Annotated in this window: 20 protein-coding genes and 1 tRNA gene; 10 read left to right on the top strand and 11 right to left on the bottom strand. The window is 73.2% G+C overall.

Annotated features, from left to right (window positions below):
- Window positions 1-44 precede the first annotated feature (44 nt).
- The 3 genes from OG711_RS31205 (at window position 45) to OG711_RS31195 (ending at window position 3,520) form a co-directional block, all read left to right on the top strand.
- Entirely contained in the window at window positions 45-1,376 is a 1,332-nt protein-coding gene (locus tag OG711_RS31205; protein ID WP_329561852.1) for a PAC2 family protein, read from the top strand.
- A 404-nt stretch (window positions 1,377-1,780) separates the two neighbouring features.
- Window positions 1,781-2,131: a YciI family protein gene (locus tag OG711_RS31200; RefSeq protein ID WP_329561850.1), complete on the top strand. Its 351-nt coding sequence runs from the start codon at window positions 1,781-1,783 to the stop codon at window positions 2,129-2,131.
- A gap of 3 nt (window positions 2,132-2,134) precedes the next feature.
- Window positions 2,135-3,520 carry an RNA polymerase sigma factor gene (locus OG711_RS31195; protein ID WP_329561848.1) on the top strand — a complete coding sequence of 462 codons (1,386 nt, stop codon included), beginning with the start codon at window positions 2,135-2,137 and terminating at the stop codon, window positions 3,518-3,520.
- Between the two features lie 459 nt (window positions 3,521-3,979).
- Here OG711_RS31195 and mshC read toward each other — a convergent pair whose 3' ends face one another.
- From mshC to OG711_RS31175, 4 genes are all read right to left on the bottom strand, one after another.
- Complete coding sequence (gene mshC / locus OG711_RS31190; protein WP_266513623.1) at window positions 3,980-5,209, bottom strand: cysteine--1-D-myo-inosityl 2-amino-2-deoxy-alpha-D-glucopyranoside ligase; 1,230 nt, start codon at window positions 5,207-5,209, stop codon at window positions 3,980-3,982.
- A gap of 49 nt (window positions 5,210-5,258) precedes the next feature.
- Window positions 5,259-6,131, bottom strand: a complete 873-nt coding sequence (locus OG711_RS31185; protein ID WP_329561845.1) for an SCO1664 family protein — start codon at window positions 6,129-6,131, stop codon at window positions 5,259-5,261.
- Window positions 6,095-6,685: a DUF3090 domain-containing protein gene (locus OG711_RS31180; protein WP_329561843.1), complete on the bottom strand. Its 591-nt coding sequence runs from the start codon at window positions 6,683-6,685 to the stop codon at window positions 6,095-6,097. Before OG711_RS31180 ends, OG711_RS31185 begins: the two co-directional genes overlap by 37 nt.
- 93 nt (window positions 6,686-6,778) lie before the next feature.
- On the bottom strand, window positions 6,779-7,486 hold the full coding sequence (locus OG711_RS31175) for a histidine phosphatase family protein (RefSeq protein WP_073792282.1): 708 nt from the start codon (window positions 7,484-7,486) through the stop codon (window positions 6,779-6,781).
- A gap of 57 nt (window positions 7,487-7,543) precedes the next feature.
- Between OG711_RS31175 and corA the strand changes: the two genes are divergently transcribed.
- Window positions 7,544-8,542, top strand: coding sequence for a magnesium/cobalt transporter CorA (corA, locus tag OG711_RS31170; RefSeq protein ID WP_329561841.1), 999 nt, complete (start codon window positions 7,544-7,546; stop codon window positions 8,540-8,542).
- 166 nt (window positions 8,543-8,708) lie between these two features.
- Here corA and OG711_RS31165 read toward each other — a convergent pair whose 3' ends face one another.
- Window positions 8,709-9,497 carry a ferritin-like domain-containing protein gene (locus OG711_RS31165; RefSeq protein WP_329561838.1) on the bottom strand — a complete coding sequence of 263 codons (789 nt, stop codon included), beginning with the start codon at window positions 9,495-9,497 and terminating at the stop codon, window positions 8,709-8,711.
- A gap of 217 nt (window positions 9,498-9,714) precedes the next feature.
- Window positions 9,715-10,770 (bottom strand): LLM class F420-dependent oxidoreductase, encoded by a 1,056-nt coding sequence (locus OG711_RS31160; protein ID WP_329561836.1) that lies wholly within the window; start codon window positions 10,768-10,770, stop codon window positions 9,715-9,717.
- Between the two features lie 207 nt (window positions 10,771-10,977).
- Between OG711_RS31160 and OG711_RS31155 the strand changes: the two genes are divergently transcribed.
- Both OG711_RS31155 and OG711_RS31150 read left to right on the top strand, forming a co-directional pair.
- Entirely contained in the window at window positions 10,978-11,961 is a 984-nt protein-coding gene (locus OG711_RS31155) for an aldo/keto reductase (RefSeq protein ID WP_073792286.1), read from the top strand.
- Window positions 11,958-14,549, top strand: coding sequence for a helix-hairpin-helix domain-containing protein (locus OG711_RS31150; RefSeq protein ID WP_405674218.1), 2,592 nt, complete (start codon window positions 11,958-11,960; stop codon window positions 14,547-14,549). Before OG711_RS31155 ends, OG711_RS31150 begins: the two co-directional genes overlap by 4 nt.
- A 326-nt stretch (window positions 14,550-14,875) precedes the next feature.
- Here OG711_RS31150 and OG711_RS31145 read toward each other — a convergent pair whose 3' ends face one another.
- Window positions 14,876-15,754: a hypothetical protein gene (locus tag OG711_RS31145; protein ID WP_073792288.1), complete on the bottom strand. Its 879-nt coding sequence runs from the start codon at window positions 15,752-15,754 to the stop codon at window positions 14,876-14,878.
- A gap of 47 nt (window positions 15,755-15,801) precedes the next feature.
- On the opposite strand from OG711_RS31145, the gene OG711_RS31140 reads away from it, so the two are divergent.
- On the top strand, window positions 15,802-15,990 hold the full coding sequence (locus tag OG711_RS31140) for a DUF5703 family protein (protein ID WP_073792289.1): 189 nt from the start codon (window positions 15,802-15,804) through the stop codon (window positions 15,988-15,990).
- 257 nt (window positions 15,991-16,247) lie between these two features.
- Here the strand turns inward: OG711_RS31140 and OG711_RS31135 are convergent, their stop codons facing one another.
- The 3 genes from OG711_RS31135 to OG711_RS31125 all read right to left on the bottom strand — a co-directional run bounded on the left by OG711_RS31135 (window position 16,248) and on the right by OG711_RS31125 (window position 19,074).
- Window positions 16,248-17,189, bottom strand: a complete 942-nt coding sequence (locus OG711_RS31135) for a chaplin (protein ID WP_329561832.1) — start codon at window positions 17,187-17,189, stop codon at window positions 16,248-16,250.
- 158 nt (window positions 17,190-17,347) lie between these two features.
- Window positions 17,348-17,581: a chaplin gene (locus OG711_RS31130; protein WP_073792291.1), complete on the bottom strand. Its 234-nt coding sequence runs from the start codon at window positions 17,579-17,581 to the stop codon at window positions 17,348-17,350.
- A 158-nt stretch (window positions 17,582-17,739) separates the two neighbouring features.
- Window positions 17,740-19,074, bottom strand: coding sequence for a M20/M25/M40 family metallo-hydrolase (locus OG711_RS31125; RefSeq protein WP_329561830.1), 1,335 nt, complete (start codon window positions 19,072-19,074; stop codon window positions 17,740-17,742).
- A gap of 231 nt (window positions 19,075-19,305) precedes the next feature.
- Between OG711_RS31125 and OG711_RS31120 the strand changes: the two genes are divergently transcribed.
- Window positions 19,306-19,393 (top strand) — tRNA-Leu (locus OG711_RS31120).
- A gap of 183 nt (window positions 19,394-19,576) precedes the next feature.
- Entirely contained in the window at window positions 19,577-20,047 is a 471-nt protein-coding gene (locus OG711_RS31115) for a YchJ family protein (protein WP_073792293.1), read from the top strand.
- Between the two features lie 69 nt (window positions 20,048-20,116).
- Here OG711_RS31115 and OG711_RS31110 read toward each other — a convergent pair whose 3' ends face one another.
- Window positions 20,117-20,818 (bottom strand): FadR/GntR family transcriptional regulator, encoded by a 702-nt coding sequence (locus OG711_RS31110; protein WP_329561828.1) that lies wholly within the window; start codon window positions 20,816-20,818, stop codon window positions 20,117-20,119.
- 256 nt (window positions 20,819-21,074) lie between these two features.
- Here OG711_RS31110 and OG711_RS31105 point away from each other — a divergent pair, with 256 nt between their 5' ends.
- Window positions 21,075-21,596, top strand: coding sequence for a gluconokinase (locus tag OG711_RS31105; RefSeq protein ID WP_073792404.1), 522 nt, complete (start codon window positions 21,075-21,077; stop codon window positions 21,594-21,596).
- The last annotated feature ends 74 nt before the right edge of the window (window positions 21,597-21,670 follow it).

Below are 21,670 nucleotides of genomic sequence, written 5' to 3'. Positions count from 1 at the left end.
TAAGGTTGGGGCGTACGTGACGGCTTGTCGGAAGGAGGCGCTGGGTGATCGAGCTCGACGGGGTACCCGAGCTGATCGACCCGGTCATGGTGGCCGCGTTCGAGGGCTGGAACGATGCGGGCGACGCAGCCTCCGCCGCGGTCGCGCATCTCGACAGGGAGTGGAAGGGCGAGGTGTTCGCCGCACTCGACGCGGAGGACTACTACGACTTCCAGGTCAACCGTCCCACGGTGTGGCTGGACGGCGGCGTCCGGAAGATCACCTGGCCGACGACGCGGTTGTCCGTGGTCCGGGTGGGCGGTGAGAAGCCGCGGGACCTGGTGCTGGTGCGGGGCATAGAGCCGTCGATGCGCTGGCGGTCGTTCTGCAACGAGTTGCTGGGCTTCGCCCATGAGCTGGGCGTGGAGCTGGTGGTCATCCTCGGCGCGCTGCTCGGCGACACCCCGCACACCCGTCCGGTGCCGGTCAGCGGGGTCACGTCCGATCCCGATCTGGCCCGCACGATGGATCTGGAGGAGACCAAGTACGAGGGCCCCACGGGCATCGTCGGCATCCTCCAGGAGGCGTGCACCCACGCGGGCGTCCCGGCCGTGTCGCTGTGGGCGGCGGTGCCGCACTACGTGTCCCAGCCGCCGAACCCGAAGGCGACCCTGGCGCTGCTGAACCGCCTGGAGGACCTGATCGACCTGCGCATCCCGCTCGGTGAGCTGCCCGAGGACGCGCGCGCCTGGCAGCTCGGTGTGGACCAGCTCGCCGCCGAGGACACCGAGGTGGCCGAGTACGTCCAGACGCTGGAGGAGGCCCGGGACACGGCGGAGCTGCCGGAGGCGACCGGGGAGGCGATCGCGCGCGAGTTCGAGCGCTATCTGCGCCGCCGGGACGGTGGCGGTCCCGGGCCCGCGGGGCCCGGCGCGGCCACCGCGCCGGGGCTTGCCACGGACGGCGGCGAGACCACGTCGTACCTGCGGGAGCCGTCCGGTGAGCGGGTCCGCCAGCCCCGCCCCCAGCGCGCGGCCGACCCGGGCACGGACACGTCCGACACCCCGGAGGCGGAGACGGACGCCGAGGACAGCGAGCAGTCCGCGCCGGAGGCGGCCGGGGGCACCGCGCGCCGGAAGGCCGCACCGGACAGCGATGTCGAACCTGACACCGATGTCGCGGACACCGGCGCCGCGGAGGAGACCACGGAGGACGGCGAGACCGCCACCGCCGAGGACACGGAAGACTCCGGCGACGGTGGCGACACCGATGACGCGGACGGCTCGGACGGCGGCCGTGACTCCGAGGGGGCCCAAGGCTCCCCGGGCACGGGCGGCGCCGGAAAGCGGGACAAGGGCCCCGGTGCGGGTCCGGGCCCGGCCCCGGAGCTGGGCTGAGCCCACCGGGGCGCACCGGCGGTACAGCGATCGACGCGGGCCGCCGCACCGGGACAGCCTCCCGGTGCGGCGGCCCGCGCCCGTGTTCCTGGCCACGCACGTGTTCCGGCCCGTCCCCTGGTTCCGGCCCGTGGCGTGTTCCGGCCTTCCCCGGGGGCGGGCGAGCGAGGCCGGTCGCGCTGTGCGGCCCGCCCCGGGGAAGGCCGGTCGTATGAGGCCGGTCGCCGGGTCCGGGATGCGTGGGGTCGTCCGGCCCGTGGGCGCGGCGTCGGGGCCCGGGATGCCCGTACCGTTCCCGGGCGGAAGAATTTTCTTCCGGGTGTCGATCGGGCCCGGTCCCGTTCGTCGTCATGGTGCGCGGCAGTCGCCGCACATGAACGGGACACATGACAGGAGTACGGACCATGAAGTACATGCTGCTGATCCAGGCCGGCGCGGTCGACGCACAGGGCGGCGCCGCCGGGTGCGAGGTCTCCGACTGGATCGCCTACGACAAGTCGGTACGGGACGCGGGTATCCATGTCTCGGGCGAGTCCCTGGCCGACCTGGTCACCGCCACCACGGTCCGGGTCTCCGAGGACGGCGAGCGGACCGTGACGGACGGCCCCTTCGCGGAGAGCCGTGAGGTGCTCGGCGGGTTCTACGTCATCGACGTACCGGACCTCGACACCGCGCTGGACTGGGCGGCCCGCTGTCCGGGCGCACGGGGCACCGGCGCGGTCGTGGTGCGGCCGATCGCGGACTTCGGGGTCTGAGTCATGGCCGCGCCGGAGTCCTGGGACCACGGAGGTCCGACGGCCGCCGACGAGGCGGTGGCATCGGTGTTCCGCGAGGAGCACGGACGGCTGCTGGCCTCGCTCGTGGCGCGCTTCGGGGACCTGGACCTGGCGGAGGAGGTCACCTCGCAGGCGCTGGAGGCGGCGCTCGTACGCTGGCCGGTCGACGGGGTGCCGACCCGGCCCGGCGCGTGGCTGCTGACGACGGCACGGCGCAAGGCCGTCGACAGGTTGCGCAGGGACCAGGCGTACGCCGCCCGGCTCGCCGTCCTCCAGGTGGAGGCCGACCGCGCGGCCCCGGCGCCCCCCGCCGACGCGGGCGGCGGGCTCCCCGACGAGCGGCTGACGCTGTTCTTCACCTGCGCCCATCCCGCCCTGCCGGCCGAGGCCCGGGGAGCGCTCACCCTGCGCTGCCTGGCGGGGCTGACCACCCCCGAGGTCGCACGGGCCTATCTGGTGCCGTCCGCGACCATGGCGCAGCGGATCGTCCGGGCGAAGCGGAAGATCCGTGAGGCGCGCATCCCGTTCCGGGTGCCGGGCGCCGACGAGCTGCCCGCGCGGCTGCCCGGGGTGCTCCAGGTGCTCTACTCGATCTTCACCGAGGGGTACACGGCCAGCTCGGGCCCCGAGTTGCAGCGGCTGGACCTCGCCGAGGAGGCGATCCGGCTGACGCGGGTCCTGCGTCGGCTGCTGCCCGCGGAGCGGGAGGTCACCGGGCTGCTCGCGCTGATGCTGCTGGTGCACGCGCGCAGGGCGGCCCGGACGGCGCCGGACGGGGCGCTGGTGCTGCTCGCGGACCAGGACCGCGGACGCTGGGACCGCGCGATGATCGACGAGGGTCTGGCGCTGGTGCCCGCGGCGCTGGCGGCGGGGCCGCCGGGGCCGTACGGGGTGCAGGCGGCGATCGCCGCGCTGCACGACGAGGCGCCGGATCTGTCCGCGACCGACTGGCCGCAGATCGTGGCGCTGTACGACGTGCTGCTGGCGCTGGCGCCGTCGCCGGTCGTCGCGCTGAACCGGGCGGTGGCGGTGGCCATGCGGGACGGGCCCGCGGCCGGGCTGGCGCTGCTGGACGCGCTCGCCGACGAGCCGCGGCTGCGGGGGCATCATCCGTATCCGGCGGCGCGGGGCGATCTGCTGCGGCGGCTCGGGCGACTGCGGGAGGCCGGGGCGGCCTATCGGGTGGCGTTGGCGCTCGCTGGGACGGAGCCTGAGCGGGCGCATCTGCGGGGCAAGCTTGCGGCCATCGGGGCGACCGGTCGGTCCGGGCCGCCTGATCCGTCCGGTCCGCCTGGCCCACCCGGTCCATCGGGTCCGCCTGGCCCACCCGGTCCATCGGGTCCGTCCGGTCCGTCCGGCGGGGCTTAGGCGCTCGGCTCGGGCCTGGGTTGGCTGTGCTGGGCGTACTCCGGGCTGTGCGGGTCGCTCGTGGGGTGCGCAGTTCCTCGCGCCCCTGAGGTTTCCTGTGCCGGGCGTACCTGTTCCTGTGCGGGTACTCCGTGGGTGCGCAGTTCCCCGCGCCCCTAGGTTGCCTGTGCTCGGCGTACTCCGAGCCGTGCGGGTCGCTCGTGGGGTGCGCAGTTCCCCGCGCCCCTAGGTTGCCTGTGCTCGGCGTACTCCGAGCCGTGCGGGTCGCTCGTGGGGTGCGCAGTTCCTCGCGCCCCTGAGGTTGCCTGTGCCGGGCGTACCTGTTCCTGTGCGGGTACTCCGTGGGTGCGCAGTTCCCCGCGCCCCTGAGGTTGCCTGTGCTCGGCGTACTCCGGGGTGTGGGGTAGGTCCCGGCCTCTTCGGGGGGAGAGGCCGGGACCTACTGGCTCGGGGGGAGGGTTAGAGGGCCACTCCCAGTAGGGCGTCCACGGCGCGGGAGACCACTCCGGGTGCGCCCTCGTCCTGGCCGCCGTCCGCCGTCTGGCGGTCGGCCCAGCGGTCGACCGCGGCGAGGGCCGTGGGCGCGTCCAGGTCGTTCGAGAGGGCCGCGCGGATCTCCTCGACGAGGTCGTCGGCGGGCGGGCCGTCGGGGCGGGAGACTGCCGCGCGCCAGCGGGCGAGGCGGGCCACCGCCTCCTCCAGCGCGGAGTCCGTCCACTCCCAGTCGGCCCGGTAGTGGTGGGCGAGCAGGGCGAGCCGGATCGCGGCGGGGTCGACGCCCGCGCGGCGCAGGGCCGAGACGAAGACCAGGTTGCCCTTGGACTTCGACATCTTCTCGCCGTTCAGGGCGACCATCCCGGCGTGGACGTACGCCTTCGCGAAGGGGTGCTCGCCGGTCAGCGCCTGGGCGTGCGAGGCGCCCATCTCGTGGTGCGGGAAGGCCAGGTCGGAGCCGCCGCCCTGGATGTCGAAGCCCATCCCGAGGTGGTCGAGGGCGATGGCCACGCACTCGATGTGCCAGCCGGGCCTGCCCCGGCCGAGGGAGCCGCCGTCCCAGTCGGGCTCGCCCTCCCGCGCGGCCTGCCACAGCAGCGGGTCGAGCGGGTTCTTCTTGCCGGGCCGGTCGGGGTCGCCGCCGCGCTCGGCGGACAGCAGCCGCATGGCGGCGGCGTCGAGCCGGGAGACCTCCCCGAAGTGCGGGTCGGACTCGACGGAGAAGTAGACGTCGCCTTCGAGTTCGTAGGCGGCGCCCGCGTCCCGGAGGCGTTCCACGAGCGGGACGATGCCCGGTATGGCCTCGACGGCTCCTATGTAGTGCCGCGGCGGGAGCATCCTGAGGGCGGTCATGTCCTCGCGGAAGAGGGTGGTCTCGCGGTCGGCGAGCCCCGCCCAGTCGACGCCGTCACGTGCGGCGCGTTCCAGTAGGGGGTCGTCGATGTCCGTCACGTTCTGGACGTAGTGGACCTGGCGCTTGGTGTCGAGCCACACGCGCTGCACGAGGTCGAACGCGTTGTAGGTCGCCGCGTGACCCAGATGGGTCGCGTCGTACGGCGTGATGCCGCAGACGTAGATACGGGCGACGGGACCGGGGTCGAGAGCGACGAGGCCGCCGGTCGCGGTGTCGTGGATCTTGAGGTCGCGGCCCTGTCCGGGCAGGGCGGGTACCTCTGAAGCGGGCCAGGCATGCATGTCTTGAGCGTAACCGGACGGTGCGTCCGGTACACCGGTGGCCAGGTGTTTAAACCGGCGGCCAGGGGATCGCGGGCCATTCGCCGCCCGGTTTGGGATGGATACCGGCGGCCAGGAGGGCGGCCACCCGCGCGCGGGTGGCGGCGATCTCGGTCTCGGTGAGCAGGGTGGTGAGCCGGGCCGCGAGGGCCTGTCCGGGCTCCAGGGCCGCTTCGAGGGCCGTCAGGGCGGTCAGCGCGTCCTCGGGGAGGGGTTCGCCCGCCCAGCCCCACAGCAGGGTGCGGAGCTTGTCGTCCGTGTGGAATGTCACTCCATGATCGATGCCGTAGAGGCGTCCGGCGGCGGTGGGCAGCAGATGGCCGCCCTTGCGGTCGGAGTTGTTGATCACGGCGTCGAGGACGGCCAGCCGGCGCAGCCGGTCGTCGTCCGCGTGCACGAGCAGTGCGGTGCGGCCGCCGCCGACGTCGGCGAAGCCGATGGCCTTCCAGCCGGGCCCCGGCTCCTCGGTGTCGAGGAGGGCGAGCAGTCCCGTACCGGGGTCGTCGTCCGTACCTGGGCCGTCGGGGGTGCCGGGGACGGCGAGGGTCGCGGCCGAGCCCTCGATCCACAACTGGCACACGCCCTCGCCGTAGGGTCCGGCGCGCAGCACGGTGGGCGGGACGAGTCCCCAGCCGAGGGCCTCGGACACCTCGTAGGCGGCGACCTCGCGCTGGGCGAGGGTGCCGTCGGGGAAGTCCCACAGGGGGCGCTCCCCGGCGATGGGCTTGTAGGCGCAGTGGACCCGCTCGCCCTCGTGCTCGACGGTGCAGTACAGGACCGCGTTGGACGCCTCCTGGACCCGGCCGCGGACCGTCAGCTCACCGTGGGTGAGCAGGTCGGTGACGGTCATACGCCGCGGCGGTATCCGTTCTGGCGCGGACATACGTGTCCTTCCGGGTCGAGCGGCAGGCTGCACAGCGGGCAGGGCGGACGGCCCGCGTTGACGACGTCCAGGGCGCGTTTGGCGAAGGCCCTGGCCTGGACGCCGCTGAGCCGGACCCGGAGCATCGGGGGGCCGTTCTCCTCGTCCTGGAGGAGGCGTTCCTCCGCCTCGGCCAGATCCTCGTCGGACTCGGCGTCCAGCTCGACGAGGGCCTGCGCCTCGACGATCATGCGCTGTTCCTCGCCGTCCCAGGCGAGGGCCATGGTGCCGACCCGGAACTCCTCCTCGACGGGGGTGTCCAGGGGCGCGGTGTCGGAGATCTCCGTGGGTGCCATCGCGGGGACGGAGGCGCTGCCGCCGCTGCGCCGGACGACCTCGTCGAGGAGTTCGTCCATGCGCTCGGCCAGCGCGGCGACCTGGGTCTTCTCCAGGGCGACACTCGTGACGCGGGTCCCGGAGGAGGCCTGGAGGAAGAAGGTACGGCGCCCTGGCAGTCCGACCGTACCGGCCACGAAACGCTCCGGCGGGTCGTAGAGGAACACCTGACGCGACACGTCCGGATCTCCCTTGGGATCGACGGGTCGATCAAGGGATCGCCCGGGTTCACTGGCTTGGTTCCGACCGCTTCACCCTACTGCGGTCGGCGATCACGGCGCGCCCGCTCCTCCCCCCACCTCGGCGGTGGCGGCGGACGCGTCGGTGGGGGCGGCGTCCGTGTCGTCCCGGGGCAGCAGCGACGCGAAGTCGCCGGTGTCCCCGAGGCGGACGAGGTAGGGCCGCAGCCGGGTGTAGCGGATCACGGTCACCGAGCAGGGTTCGACGGACACCCGCTGGAAGAGGTCCAGGTGGAGTCCGAGGGCCTCGGCGACGAGCGACTTGATGATGTCGCCGTGCGAGCACATCAGGTACGTGGCGTCATCGCCGTGCTCGTCGGCCACACGCGCGTTCCACTCGCGGACGGCCTCGGCGGCGCGGGTGGACATGGCCCGCATCGACTCGCCGCCGGGGAAGGCGGCGGCGGAGGGGTGCTGCTGGACGATGTCCATGAGCGGCTCGTCGTTGAGCTCGGACAGTTTGCGGCCGGTCCAGTCGCCGTAGTCGCACTCACCGATCCGGTCGTCGGTGTGGTGGGTCAGTCCGGGCCGGGCGGCGAGGAGGGGCGCGACGGTCTCCTGGCAGCGCTGGAGCGGGCTGGTGACGACCGCGGCGACGGGGACGCCGTCCAGCCGGCCGGGGAGCGCGGCGGCCTGGGCGGAGCCGCGCTCGTCGAGGGAGATACCGGGCGTCCAGCCCGCGAGCAGGCCCGCGGTGTTGGCGGTGGAGCGTCCGTGACGGACGAGGATCAGCGTGGGCATACCGACAGCCTAGGCGTGGGGGGTGTGCGCTCCTCGGGCGAGGGGAACACGTGCTGCGTGATCGTGGACTCTGCCATCTACCAGGACGGGCGCCGTATGGCGGGGCCCGCCGATCTCTCCGACGCGCTCGCGCGGGCCCGCGCCGAGGGTGACGCGTTCTTGTGGATAGGGCTGCATGAGCCGACGGAGGAGGAGTTCGAGCACGTCAGGACCGAGTTCGGGCTGCATCCACTGGCCGTCGAGGACGCCCTGAACGCCCACCAGCGCCCCAAGCTGGAGGTGTACGACGACTCGCTGTTCGTGGTGCTGAAGCCGGTGGTGTACGAGCCGGAGGGCGACACCGTGTCCTCGGGCGAGGTGATGCTGTTCCTCGGGGACTCGTTCATGGTGACCGTGCGCCACGGTGAGGGTTCGCCGCTCGGGTCGGTGCGGCAGCGTCTGGAAGCGGAGCCGGGGCTGCTGAAGCAGGGGCCCACTGCGGTGCTGTACGCGATCTCCGACGCGGTCGTGGACCACTATCTGGATGTCGCGACCGAGCTCCAGACGGACCTGGAGGAGCTGGAGGCGCAGGTCTTCTCACCGGAGGGCGGGCGGTCCCGGCACACGGCGATGCGGATCTACAACTTCAAGCGGCAGATCCTGGAGTTCCGGCGGGCCACGGTGCCCCTGGGGGCGCCGCTGGGGCGGCTGGCGGGCACGGGGCCCTTCGCGGCGGCGGTGCCGTTCGTGGCGGAGTCCGCACAGCCGTTCTTCCGCGATGTCAGCGACCATCTGACCCGGGTGAACGAGTCCGTGGAAGGGCTGGACCGGCTGGTGTCGGACATCCTGTCGGCGCATCTGGCGCAGATGAGCGTCCGGCAGAACGACGACATGCGCAAGATCTCCGCGTGGGCGGCGATGGCGGCCGTCCCGACGATGATCGCGGGCGTCTACGGCATGAACTTCGACCATATGCCGGAGCTGCACTGGACGTGGTCGTACCCGGCGGTGATCGCGCTGATGGTGGGGCTGGAGATCGTCCTGTACCGGACGTTCAAGCGGCGCGGCTGGCTGTGAGTGACGCCGAGCGGGGGCGGCGAGCCGCGTGACCGGCTGGTGGCGGACGGCTGACGGTTGACGACGGCCGACCTGTGGCGGACGGCTCACGGCGGACGCCTTCTGGAGTGACGCCGCACGCGCGCGCGTGCGGCGTCCTCCGGATCACGGACCGTCCGTCATGGGTTCAGGCGAACTCGGGGGCGGCGGTCGCGGGACCGCCCAGCGCGTCGCGGCGTTCGGGCATCGCCAGGGACACCATGCGCCGCCAGCCGAAGGCGCGCTCGTAGACGTACACCGCGTGGATACCGGCGGCGAGGGCCGCGCTCTTGGCCTTGGGCCAGCCGAGGATACGGCCCATGTGTGCCATCACGGCGAGGCTGACGTCACGGTAGATCCGGATCTCGGCGAGCGCGCACTGTTCGAGGGTGCGCTGGATCGCACGGCCGTGTCCGGCGTAGGCGAACCTCAGCAGTTCCTCGTGGCAGTACGCGAGGTGGTTGTCCTCGTCGTTGGAGATCATCCTGACCGCGCGCCCGAGGTCGGGATGGTCGGCGAAGTACCTGCGCAGCAGTCGCATCTGTTCGGAGGCGCGCTGTTCGGTGACCCTGCTGTGGGCGAGGTAGGTGACGATGTCCTGGACGGTGAGCGGCTCGTCCCGGTGGAGCTTGTCGTGGGCGAGGCCGATGCCCCGGCGTTCCAGGAGCATCGTGTAGTCGGTGTCCTGGGGCACGTCGACGGGGGTCAGTCCGCGCTTCTTGATGAGCGCGTTGAAGATCCGCCCGTGCTTGTCCTCGTCGGCACCGTGCCGGACGACCTTGGGCGCGATGTCGCGCTCGGTGACGGGCACGAGGGCCGCGATCCGACCGTTCTCCCAGCCGCCCTGGGATTCCCCGCTGGCGGCGATGGAGCAGAACAGGCGGAACGACTCGTCGTTGTCGAGGATCTCCTGGAACAGGCTCTTGGCCGAGAGCATGACTGCCACCTCCGTGCAGGGGTCCGCGCACCACGAGTCAAATGCGGGACGGGCCGAACGGCAACAGCTCTGGGCGCCCACTCGGCCGAACGAAGGACCCCCCACGCGCGCGGGGACCCGCCGGTGAGGGCGTAACCAGGAGCGCGCGGAGGCGTTGTACGGGGTGACGGCCGTGGCGGGGAAGACCCCCGAGCCCCCACCACGGCCGGGCCGGGGGTCAGCCGAGGCCGGCGTGCTCCAGGGCCTGCGACCCGGCCCGCAGCGCGGCGATCCGCTCCTCCAGGGTGAACCCGGCGGGGGCCAGTGTGAGGGTGGTGACCCCGGCCGCGGCGTACGCCTTCATCCGGTCCGCGATCCGTTCGACGGACCCGAGGAGCGTGGTGGAGTCGATCAGCTCGTGCGGGATCGCCGCGGCGGCGCCGACCTTGTCGCCGGACAGGTACTTGTCCTGGATCTCGGCGGCCTCGCGCTCGTAGCCCATGCGCTGGGCGAGCTGGTTGTAGAAGTTCTGCTTGCGGCTGCCCATGCCACCGACGTAGAGCGCGGTGTACGGGCGGAACGTGTCCGCGAGCGCGGTCACGTCCTTGTCATCACCGAGGGCGAGCGGCAGCGTGGGGCAGACGTCGAAGCCGTCGAGTGTCAGGGCCGCCTTCTCGCGTCCCGCGCGCAGATGCCGGATCGCGGTGTCCTCCAGATGGTCGGCCGAGGAGAAGATCAGCAGGGCGCCGTCGGCGATCTCGCCGGTCTGCTCCAGGTTCTTCGGGCCGATCGCGGCGATGTACAGGGGGATGTGCTCGCGCTCGGGGTGGACGGTCAGCTTCAAAGGCTTGCCGGGGCCGCCGGGCAGCGGCAGTGTCCAGTGGGCACCCTCGTACGAGAGACGTTCGCGGGTCATGGCCTTGCGGACGATCTCCACGTACTCACGGGTGCGGGCGAGGGGCTTGTCGAACTTCACCCCGTACCAGCCCTCGGAGACCTGGGGGCCGGAGACACCGAGGCCGAGCCGGAACCGGCCGCCCGACAGGGAGTCCAGGGTGGCGGCGGTCATCGCGGTCATCGCGGGCTGGCGGGCCGGGATCTGGAGGATGGCGGAGCCCACGTCGATACGTTCCGTCTGGGCGGCGACCCAGGACAGCACGGTGGGCGCGTCGGAGCCGTACGCCTCCGCGGCCCAGCAGACGGCGTAGCCGAGCCGGTCCGCCTCCTGGGCGACCGCGAGATTGTCCGCGTCCATTCCCGCGCCCCAGTAGCCGAGGTTGATCCCGAGCTGCATGGCCGATTCCCCTTACTGACGAGTAACGTGGCTGTGCGGCTGACCCTAGCGCGCGGCGGGCGATCCGTCAGGACCGGTGGGCGCCGCGCTCCCGTCCGTCCCCCGCCACCTGGGGAGTCACCCGTGGTGGGGACGGCCGTGCCGGTTCGGCGTGGGTTGTCCACAGGCTCCGCGCCGCCGGACATCCGGCCAGTAGTGTCAACGCCCATGGAGCAGAGGTATCTCGGCCGTACCGGCCTGCGTGTGTCCCGCATCGGGCTCGGCACCCTGACCTGGGGCCGCGACACCGACGAGAGCGACGCCGCCGACCTGTTGAAGCTGTTCTGGGACGCGGGCGGCTCCCTGGTCGACACGGCCGATGTGTACGGCGACGGGGAGGCGGAGTATCTGCTCGGGCGCCTGATAGAACGCCTCGTGCCGCGGCGGGATCTGGTGATCGCCACCAAGGCGGGCAGCGTGCCCGACCCGCAACGGCGCTTCGACGGCTCGCGCGGGCATCTGCTGAGTGCCCTGGACGCCTCCCTCGCCCGTCTCGGCACGGACCACGTCGATCTGTGGCAGCTCCACGCCTTCGACCCGACGACCCCGCTGGAGGAGACCCTTCAGGCCGTCGACATCGCCGTCAGCAGCGGCCGGGCACGGTACGCGGGCGTCTCCAACTACTGCGGCTGGCAACTCGCGAAGGCCGCCACCTGGCAGCTCGCCGCCCCCGGCACCCGGGCCCGGCTGGCGAGTACGCAGATGGAGTACTCGCTGCTCCAGCGCGGGGTGGAGCGCGAGGTGCTGCCCGCCGCGCTGGACCTGGGCGTGGGGCTGCTGCCCTCGTCCCCGCTCGGCCGCGGGGTGCTCACGGGGAAGTACCGGCACACCACTCCCCCGGACTCACGCGGCGCCTCCGAGCATCTGTCGCTCTTCGTGGAGCCGTACCTGGACAACGAGGGCGCCCGCATCGTGGACGCCGTGACGACCGCCGCCGACGGTCTCGCCGTCACCCCGCTCCAGGTGGCCCTCGCCTGGGTGCGGGACCGCCCGGGCGTGACGGCCCCGATCGTCGGCGCGCGCCACGCGCAGCAGCTCACGGCAGCGCTGTCAGTGGAGACCCTTAGTCTTCCTGACGAGATCCGCCGGGCCCTCGACGATGTGTCGGCGCCCATCCACCGCTATCCCGACCAGGACTGGAGCACGTTGTGAACACGGAGGCCGCGCACCCCCGGGCCGCAGGGCCCGCGCCGGAGACCGAGGCCGCGAGCGGGGCGGGCGGCCAGGACGGTGACGCGCCCGGACCCCGGGACGGGTCCGGTCCGGGGGCGCGGGGGAACGGCCTCGGTGACGACCAGGTCGGCCAGGACGAGCAGGTCAGCCGGAGCGACCCTGATGGCCAGGGCGAGCAGGGGGACGGTCCGGCGAGCGGAGCGGCCGGCGCCCCCGGCGACGGGGAGGCGGCGGACATCACGGACGGCACGACGGACGACATGGCGGACGCGGTCGGGTCCGGCGACGACGCGGCCCCGGCGGACGGCGACAGCTCGGCGGGCACCAGCGGTGAGAACGGTGACGAGGCCGGTGAAGCCGGTGAAGCCACCGTCGCCGCCGTCGCAACCGGTACGGACGGCGAGAAGGCGGCGGAGGCCACCGAGGCCGAGGCCGAACTCGCCGCGCAGCGCGAGGTGCGTGAGCGGATCGAGCGGCGCAAGGCCGAGAAGGCGGGGCCCGTCGACAGCGGCGCCAAGCTGAGCGGGACCGCCGCCGAACTGCTGGCCGCCGTGCGCGCGGTCGAGAGCGGTGAGAAGCCCGCGAAGACCTTCGGCGAACCGGCCGCGGCCCCGCGCAGGCCCGCCGCGCCGCCCGTCGCACCCGCGCCGCGTCCGGTCGTGGCGCCGGGCCCCTCCGCGCCCGCTCCGCCGCCCGCGACCGTGGGCGGGATCGGTACGGTCCTGGCCGAGGGCGGGGCCCCGGAGTCGCTGGCCGGTGCGGTGGCCGCCACGCTCGGGGAGGACGCGGCCGAGCGGCTGCGGGACGATCCGTGGCAGTTGCTCCGGGTCCCCGGTGTCCGTCCCGAGCAGGCCGACAGCTTCGCCCGGGCCTGCCTCGGGCCCGACTGCGGCCCGGCCGACGAGCGCCGGGGCCGGGCCGTCACCGTCTGGCTGCTGGATCAGGCGGCGCTGGCGGGACACACCGCGCTCGACGCGCCCGCGCTGAGCGCGGCGCTGGAGCAGCGGTCCGTTCCGGTGCCCGACTCCGCGGTGCAGAGCGCCATCGCCGAGGGCGAGGTGCTGGTCTTCCAGGACGTGTTGGACATCCCCGGCGCCACCCCCGGTGAGACACCGCGCCCGGCGACCGAGGCCGGACCGGCGGGCGAGGCCGGACCGGCGGGCGAGGGTCCCGAAGGAAACGACGGGACCGACGGGACCGACGCCGAGGAGGGCGAACCGGAGCGGCCGGTACGGGTCCTCATCGGGCTGGAGCGCTTCGCGCTGGCCGAGGAGAGCCTGGCCGACGGGCTCGCCCGACTGGTGAACTCACCGGTGGACGGCGGCGCGGCGCCCACGGAGCCGGGACCGGCCGCCGGAGCGGCGCGCGGCGCCGCCGCCGAGCTGATCCGCGCCTGCGCGACGCACGCCCTTGTGGCACACACCGGCGGCGAGGCCGCGCGCGCGGAGGTCGCCGCCCTGGTGACCGCGGAGCTGGCGCGGGGCCGACGGGTGATCGCGGCCACGCACACCGCGGACGGACGCGACAGGTTCGCCGCTCTCCTCGCGGCGGCCGGCGCCCCGGGGGGCGCTCAGGGCGTTCAGGGGGACGGGCCGGACCCGCGGGCCGCCGGGGTCGCGGTGACCGTCGCCGGGCTGCTGTCCGGTGCCGAGGGGCCGGGCCGGGACGGCGAGGGCGCGCTGGTCACGGATCTGCTGGTGGTGCTGGACGCGCCACAGTTGGACGTGGAGAGCGCCGCGATGCTCGTGGAGTCGCTGCCGGACGGGGCACGTCTGGTGCTGAGCGGTGATCCGGCCGTGCTGTGGTCGGCGGGTCCCGGCCGGGTCTTCGCGGATCTGCTGGCGGCCCGGGTCTGCCCCCAGATCGCTTCCCGCACCCCGGACCCGGGCCCGATCGGTGAACTGATCTCCGGTATCGCGTTCGGTGAGCTCACCCAGGTCGAGGCCCCCGGCAAGGAAGTCATGATCGTCCCCGTCCGGGACCCGGGCGAGGCGGTGCACCGCACGGTCCAACTGGTCGCCGACTCGATCCCCCGGGCCCTCGAGGTACCGGCCGAGCACACTCAAGTGATCACTCCGGGCCATGGGGGCGCGGTGGGCACCCGCGCCTTGAACACCGCGCTCAAGGAGCGGCTCAACCCCGGTCCGGGCAGGTTCGGCGGGTTCGACCCGGGTGACCGGGTGGTGTGGTCACCCGTGCCGGGCCGCGCGGTCCCGGGCAGCGTGGTGGGCGCCGACGCGGAAGGGCTGCGGCTGGAGTGCGACGGTGCGCCGGTCGTGGTGGCCCGGGAACGGGTCGAGCAGAGCGTGCGGCACGGCTGGGCGATGACCGCCCACCAGGCCGTGGGGCGCCGCTGGCCCGCCGCCGTCGTCGTCCTGCCGGGGGACGCGGCGCACACCCTGAGCCGGGCGTGGGTGTACACCGCCTTCGGCCGGGGCGAGCGGCATCTGTCCGTGGTGCACGGGGTGGAGCAGGCGTTGCCCCGCGCGGTGGCTGAGGGCGCGCCCAAGCCGCGTACGACACGGTTGGCGGACCTGCTGCGCGGCCAGGTACCGGCGGCGGAGTAGGACCGCGGGGCCGCGCGCGAGGGGCCGACCCCTCGTACGGCGGCGGCGCTCGGCCCGGAACGGGCGTCACGGCGTCACGGCGTCACGGCGTCACGGCGTCACGGCGTCACGGCGTCACGGCGTCACGGCGTCACGGCGTCACGGCGTCACGGCGTCACGGCGTCACGGCGTCACGGCGTCACGGCGTCACGGCGTCACGGCGTCACGGCGTCAGGGCGTCAGGGCGTCAGGGCGTCAGGGTGGAACGGCGACCGGCCCCCGGGGTCCCTCTACGGGGAGCCCGGGGGCCGGTGGGTTGTGCGTGGCGGTGGGGTGCGGGCAGCGGGTCAGCGTCCCCCGTCGCGCCGCTGCGGCCCCTCGCCGTCGGGATCGCCGCCGTCCGGATCGGGTTCGCCGTCCGGGTCGTCGTCCGGGTCGTCGTCGCGACCGGAGGTGGGCTCGATGTCGAGGTCGTCCTCCAGCCCGGGGCGGTCGTCGTCGACCGCCGCGTCCACGAGGTCCGTGAGGGCGTCCGCCGTGTCGGTGCGGGGCTCGACGGCCCCGGTCCGCACGGTGTCCTCGATGTCGTCGTCCAGATCGTCGATGTCCACGATGTCCTCGTCGTCGAAGACGGCGCTGACATCGAAGCGGCACACCACCCGCTGCGGGTCCGCGTGCTCGAAGGGGCTCTCCAGCCACACGCCCGGGTCCTCCGGGTCGTCGGTGGCCGTCACCCACAGCGTGGAGTCGCCCTCCTCCAGCCCGAACTCCTTGTGCCGGGAGGCGATCTCGTCGGGTTCGAACTCCCCGAAGAGGACGCCGAGCGCGCCGTGCACGGTGGTGCCCGCCGTGTCGACGAGCGGCGCGCCGTCCGCCTCGGCGGCCTCTACGCGCTGGGCCTGGGCCATGAGCCGCTGCGGCTCCACCACCGAGTAGTCGCGGCGGATCAGCACGCTGACCGCGTTCGGCTCCTCGGGGCCGGTGTACGGAGGAAGGGCGTCCTCCGAACCGGGGATCTCGAAGGGGGTGACCTCGTCGTAGCGGTCGTAGAGCAGCTCGTCGTACTCCTCGGCCGCGACGGCCAACTCGTTGAACGCTTCGTAGACGGCCGGGTCATCCTCCCCCGACCTCCGCTCGACCGCGGCAAGGTGGCGGTCGAGCGCGGCCTTGACCGCCTCGGCGGCGGCGCGTACCTCGGCAACCGTGGGCTGCGCAGCATCAGACATAGTGCAGACGCTATCCGTACCGGGCCGGTGCCCGCACAATAGATGCGATGCCGGAATACGAATTTGTCGACGTGTATGTCCCCCGCGGGGTGACCCGCAAGGACACGACCCGCCTGCTGACCGACCACGCGGAGTACGGACACTGGGAGTTGGACCGTCTGAGACTGCACCCGGACGGCAGCCGCAGGGTGCGGTTGCGGCGCCGGATCATCCGCCAGGTGCGCGCCACATGGTGACGGACCACGGCGAAAGGGAAGTGGGCCCCGCGTTCGCGGGGCCCACTCAGTGTTTTACGGAGAGCGACGAGATCCCGGTACCGCGCGGTCGCCGAAGGCGGTGACCTGCGGGGTTCCGGCCGCCGTGAGCGCGCCGTGTGATGTCCGTGACAGCGGGGCCGTCAGACCCCGCAGGGCGTACGGATGACCCCCGCACGGGCGACGCCCGGTCGTGCGACGACTGTCACCGGGGTGACGGGCGCCGGGGCGCGCGCCCCTCACGCACCCACACGCCCCCGGCGGTACAGGACTCCGCCGCCGAGCGCCGCGCCCGCGGCGAGCAGTCCGGCCGCTCCGATCGGCAGCGGGCTGCCGGTCTCGGCGAGGCTGCCCCCGGTGCGGGATTCCGCGGCGCGGGCCGCGCCGCGGTCCGAGGAGCCGACCGTGTGACGGGCGGGCCCGGCGGGCCAGCCGCGGGTCTCCGTCCCGGGCTTCGTGTGCTGTTCCGGGGCGACGGGCCCCCCGGGAGCACCCGGAGTACCGGGCGCACCGGGGGTACCCGGCGTCGCGGGGGTACCGGGGCTCCCCGGCGTCCCGGGCGTCCCCGGCTGCCCAGGGGTGCCGGGCCCACCGGGCGTGCCGGGGCCCTCAGGACCACCGGGGTTCCCGGGAGTGCCGGGGTTCCCAGGAGTGCCGGGCGCCTCGGGACCCCCCGGGTTCCCGGGCCCACCAGGCCCACCAGGTTCCGTCGGCTCGGTCGGCTCGGTCGGCCGCCCGGGCGGGGTGCCCGCGTCGCCGTTGCCGCAGTCGTTGCCCATGGCCGGATTGCCGACACCGATGACGTCGACGCTGTTGCCGCACGCGTTCACCGGGACGTGCACCGGGGCCTCGACGGTGTTCCCGGAGGCCACCCCCGGTGAGTCGGTGGTCCGTCCGCCCGCGTGCGCTCCGCCGGGCCGCTGCGGGCCGCCCCGCGCGGAGGCGTTCACACAGGTGTTCCCGTACGCGGGATTGAGGAGCCCCACGGCGTTCACCGTGTTTCCGCACGCGTTGACCGGGACGTCCACGGGCGCGTGGACCGTGTTCCCGGAGAGCACACCGGGAGATCCGGGCGCCGTACCGTGCGCGCCGGAGTCCGCTTGCGCGTATCCGCCCCCGGTCGCCAAGGCGCCGGTCGCGGCCACCATCGTGATCAGTCCCTTGCGCGTGACCTGTCGCATAACCACCTGTTCCCTGCCCCTGCTCCGTACTCGCTGTGCCATGCCTGGTGCCGTACCGTCCCCGCCCCTCCCCCGGCCCCCAAAAGCGATGGCCCCGGAGTGCATGGATGGCACTCCGGGGCCAGGACCTCAGGGCCTCACGGAAGGAGGCGCGGCAATCAGCTGTTGATACAGGTGTTGCCGAAGGCGGGGTTCAGCAGACCGACCACGTTGACGGTGTTGCCGCAGACGTTGATCGGCACGTGGACCGGCACCTGGACGACGTTGCCCGAGAGCACGCCGGGGGACCCCACGGCGGCACCCTGGGCACCGGCGTCGGCGATGGCGAGGCCCGCACCCGCGAGCATGAGGCCACCGGTGGCAGCCGCGACGGCGACGACCTTCTTGATCATGAGTTCCTCCTTGTTGGCAGAACGGTCCCCAGCACGCGGACCGCACCACCTGTAACGAGGAGGGCGCAATGGAGCTACGAGCTTATCTTCGGATTCACTCTTTCCGGAGCGGCTCCGTACATACGCCCGAATAACGGAACCGGCCGCTCCGGCCGCCGTCAGGAAGCGTCGAGGAAGCGGTCCAGCACCCGGACCCCGAACTTGAGGCCGTCCACCGGGACCCGCTCGTCCACCCCGTGGAACATCCCCGCGAAGTCCAGCTCCGGCGGCAGCTTGAGCGGCGCGAAGCCGAAGCAGCGGATGCCGAGGTCGTCGAACGACTTGGCGTCGGTGCCGCCGGACAGCATGTAGGGCACGGCCCGGGCGATGGGGTCCTCGGCGCGCAGCGCGGTCTGCATGGCGTCGACCAGGTCGCCGTCGAAGGTGGTCTCCAGGGCCTTGTCCCCGTGCACGTCCTCCCGCCGGACGCGCGGGCCGAGAACGCGGTCGAGGTCGGCCAGGAACTCGTCCTCGTACCCCGGCAGGAAGCGTCCGTCGACGTGCGCGGTCGCCTCACCGGGGATGACGTTCACCTTGTACCCGGCGCCGAGCATGGTGGGCGCGGCGGAGTTGCGCAGGGTCGCGCCGATCATCTTGGCGATACCGCCGAGCTTGGCGAGGGTGGCTTCCATGTCCTCGGGGTCGAGGGGGGTGCCGAGCGCGTCGGACAGCTCGTCGAGGAAGGACCGTACGGTCTTGGTGACCCTGACCGGCCACTGGTGGCGGCCGAGCCGGCCGACGGCCTCGCAGAGTTCCGTGATGGCGTTGTCGTTGTTGGTCATGGAGCCGTGGCCCGCGGTGCCCTCGACGGTGAGCCGCATCCAGTGCATGCCCTTCTGGGCGGTCTCCACCAGGTACAGCCGCAGATTCTCGTTGACGGTGAACGAGAAACCGCCGACCTCACCGATCGCCTCGGTCACCCCTTCGAAGAGGTCCGGGTGCTTGTCGACGAGGTACCGGGCGCCGTACGTGCCACCGGCCTCCTCGTCCGCGAGGAACGCGAGGACGATGTCGCGGGGCGGTTTGCGCCCGCTGCGCAGCCGGTCCCGGACGACCGCGAGGGTCATCGCGTCCATGTCCTTCATGTCGACGGCGCCCCGCCCCCATACGCAGCCGTCCGCGATCTCGCCGGAGAAGGGATCGTGGGTCCAGTCGGCGGCGTTCGCCGGTACGACGTCGGTGTGGCCGTGGATCAGCAGTGCGGGGCGGGAGGGGTCCTCGCCCTCGATCCGGGCGACCGTGGAGGCGCGGCCCGGGTGGGACTCGAAGATGCGGGGTTCCAGTCCGACCTCGGCGAGCTTCTCCGCGATGTACTCGGCGGCACCCCGCTCACCGGGGCCCGAGTGGTCACCGTAGTTGCTCGTGTCGATCCGGATCAGGTCGCGGCAGAGATCGACGACCTCGTCCTCTCCGGTGACGGTCCGGGGCCCGGCGGCCCTGTTCGACTCGCTCACGGCGGTTCCTCCCACTGTCGCTGCCTGCTGCTCTCCCCTCCATACTCTCCCTCCTTGCCCGTCTCCCCCAAGGGCCGGCCCGGCCCGACATGCGCCGTTCACGCTGCCGCGGGGGTCACCCCGGCGGGCGCCCCCGGCCGGGCCGCGGGTACCGGACGGCCCGCGTGATCAGGGTCCGGATTCTTTGCTATGGTTTCCCACGTCGCCGCGGGAAACCGCGACACACCACCGGTCCGGGTGGCGGAATGGCAGACGCGCTAGCTTGAGGTGCTAGTGCCCTTTAACGGGCGTGGGGGTTCAAGTCCCCCCTCGGACACCAGCTGAGACCCCTGATGATCAGGGGTCTTCTGCATTTTCGGGCAGTGACTCCATTACCGGGTCACTTCGGTGTCGTGCCCGCGGCTCCCCCGTCGCCGCAAGCACGCGGGAGAACGCTGCCCCGGCGACCGGACGGGCCCGGCGCCGGAACAGTCGGCGTGATGTGGGCGGGCACAATGGGCGTATGGCTCGACGACCCTCGCGCAATGCCCGTTCCCGCCCGGCCCGTGATGCCGCGGCGGGCCTCGGCGCCGGGCCGGCCCCGGCCGCTCCCGTGGACTGCCCGTGCGGCGCCGGCCCGGCGTATGCGGAGTGCTGCGGGCGGTTCCACCGGGGTGAGGGGGCTGCGGCCACCGCGGAGGCGCTGATGCGGTCGCGGTACGCGGCGTTCGTCGTGCGGGACGCCGGATATCTGCTGCGGACCTGGCACCCGTCGACCCGGCCGCCGGTGGTGGAGTTCGATCCCGCGCTGCGGTGGACGGGGCTGGAGATCACCGGGACGGGCGAGGGGTCGGCGTTCCACGCGGTGGGCACGGTGTCGTTCCGGGCCTCGTACCTGGAGGACGGCCGGGCCGGGGCGCTGGTGGAGCGCAGCCGGTTCGCGCGGGTGGACGGCGCGTGGGTCTACGTGGACGGGGAGTTCGGGGAGGGCTGAGGGGAGGACCGAGCGGGGCGGGTCCTGCTTCCGGGCCGTACGGGGCCGTGGACCCGGGGCGGGCGCGGGTCAGGGGGCGAGGATGTCCAGCTCCTGGAGGGCGCCCACCGCGATCTGGCGGGTCAGCTCCTCCGCGCGGACCGTGTCGCCCTCGCGTACCGCCTCCGCGACCCGGACATGCAGGGTGACGGCCGCCGGGTCCGGGTCCTCGAACATGACCTGGTGATGGGTGCGGCCCGCGAGGACCTCGGCGACGACATCGCCGAGGCGGGCGAACATCTCGTTGCCGGACGAGGTGAGGATCACCCGGTGGAAGGCGATGTCATGGACGAGGTACCCCTCCAACTGCCGTCCGCGTGAGGTGGCGACCATCCCGAGGGCGCACCGGGTGAGTTCCGCGCACTGCTCGGCGGTGGCGTGGCGGGCGGCCAGCGCGGCGGCGGCCGGTTCGACGGCGGAGCGCAGCACGGTCAGGGAGCGCAGCTGGCGGGGGCGGTCGGCGCCCGCGAGCCGCCAGCGGATGACCTGGGGGTCGTAGACGTTCCACTCCTCGGTGGGCCGGACCGTGACGCCGACCCTGCGGCGGGACTCCACCAGCCGCATCGACTCCAGTACCCGGACCGCCTCGCGCATCACCGAGCGGGACACCTCGAAGCGCTGGGCCAGTTCGTCGGTCCGCAGCACGCTGCCCGGCGGGCACTCGCCCGCGGTGATCGCCGGGCCGAGGGTGTCGAGGACATGGGCGTGCAGGCCGCGGCCCGGTGTGGTCATGCCGCTCAGCGTACGAGCTGACCCCGGGCGAGACGAAGTCGAAAAGTCAGACTTTTATGTCACAGACTCTTGAATTCATCAGACCTAATAGGTTTCAGTGTCGTGACACCTCGCCGCCAGACCCCTTGGAAGCCAACGAACCGGTTGAAAACGGGTGATGCCGACGAGGTCTCGGCCAGGTCAACAAGGACATCCATCGACACGAGGACCCCAGATCGTGAAGAACACACCGCCGACCCCCCATGTCATCGTGGTCATGGGCGTGGCGGGGACCGGGAAGACAACAGTCGGTCCGCTGCTCGCGGAGCTGCTGGGCGTCCCGTACGCCGAGGGCGACGACTTCCACCCGGCCGCGAACATCGCGAAGATGACCGCGGGCACCCCGCTCACCGACGAGGACCGCCGGCCGTGGCTGGACGCCATCGGCGAATGGGCCCACACCCGGGACGGGCTCGGCGGGGTCGTCAGCAGTTCGGCGCTGAAGCGCGGCTACCGTGACCGGCTGAGGTCGGCCGCTCCCGGGCTCGTGTTCGTGCATCTGACGGGCGACCGCGCGCTGATCGAGGACCGGATGAGCCACCGGCAGGGGCACTTCATGCCGACGGCCCTGCTGGACTCGCAGTTCGCCACGCTCCAGCCGCTCCAGCCGGACGAGGCGGGCGTCGCCGTCGATGTGACGGGCACCCCCGCCGACATCGCGCGCCGGGCCGCCGAGGCGCTGCGGCCCGCCACCGACCCGGCCGCCGCAGGTCCGGCCCCCGCCGGTACGGAGGGCTGACCCCCGGGTCCGGGCCCCGCCCCGCGACCCGCCGCTCCCGGCACCCCCACCCGCGCGGACCGTCCCGACCCCAC

The organism is Streptomyces uncialis (genome assembly GCF_036250755.1).
Lineage (GTDB): Bacteria > Actinomycetota > Actinomycetes > Streptomycetales > Streptomycetaceae > Streptomyces > Streptomyces uncialis.
Note: the sequence above shows the minus strand (reverse complement) of the source record. Positions and strands in the feature narration are given on the sequence as shown.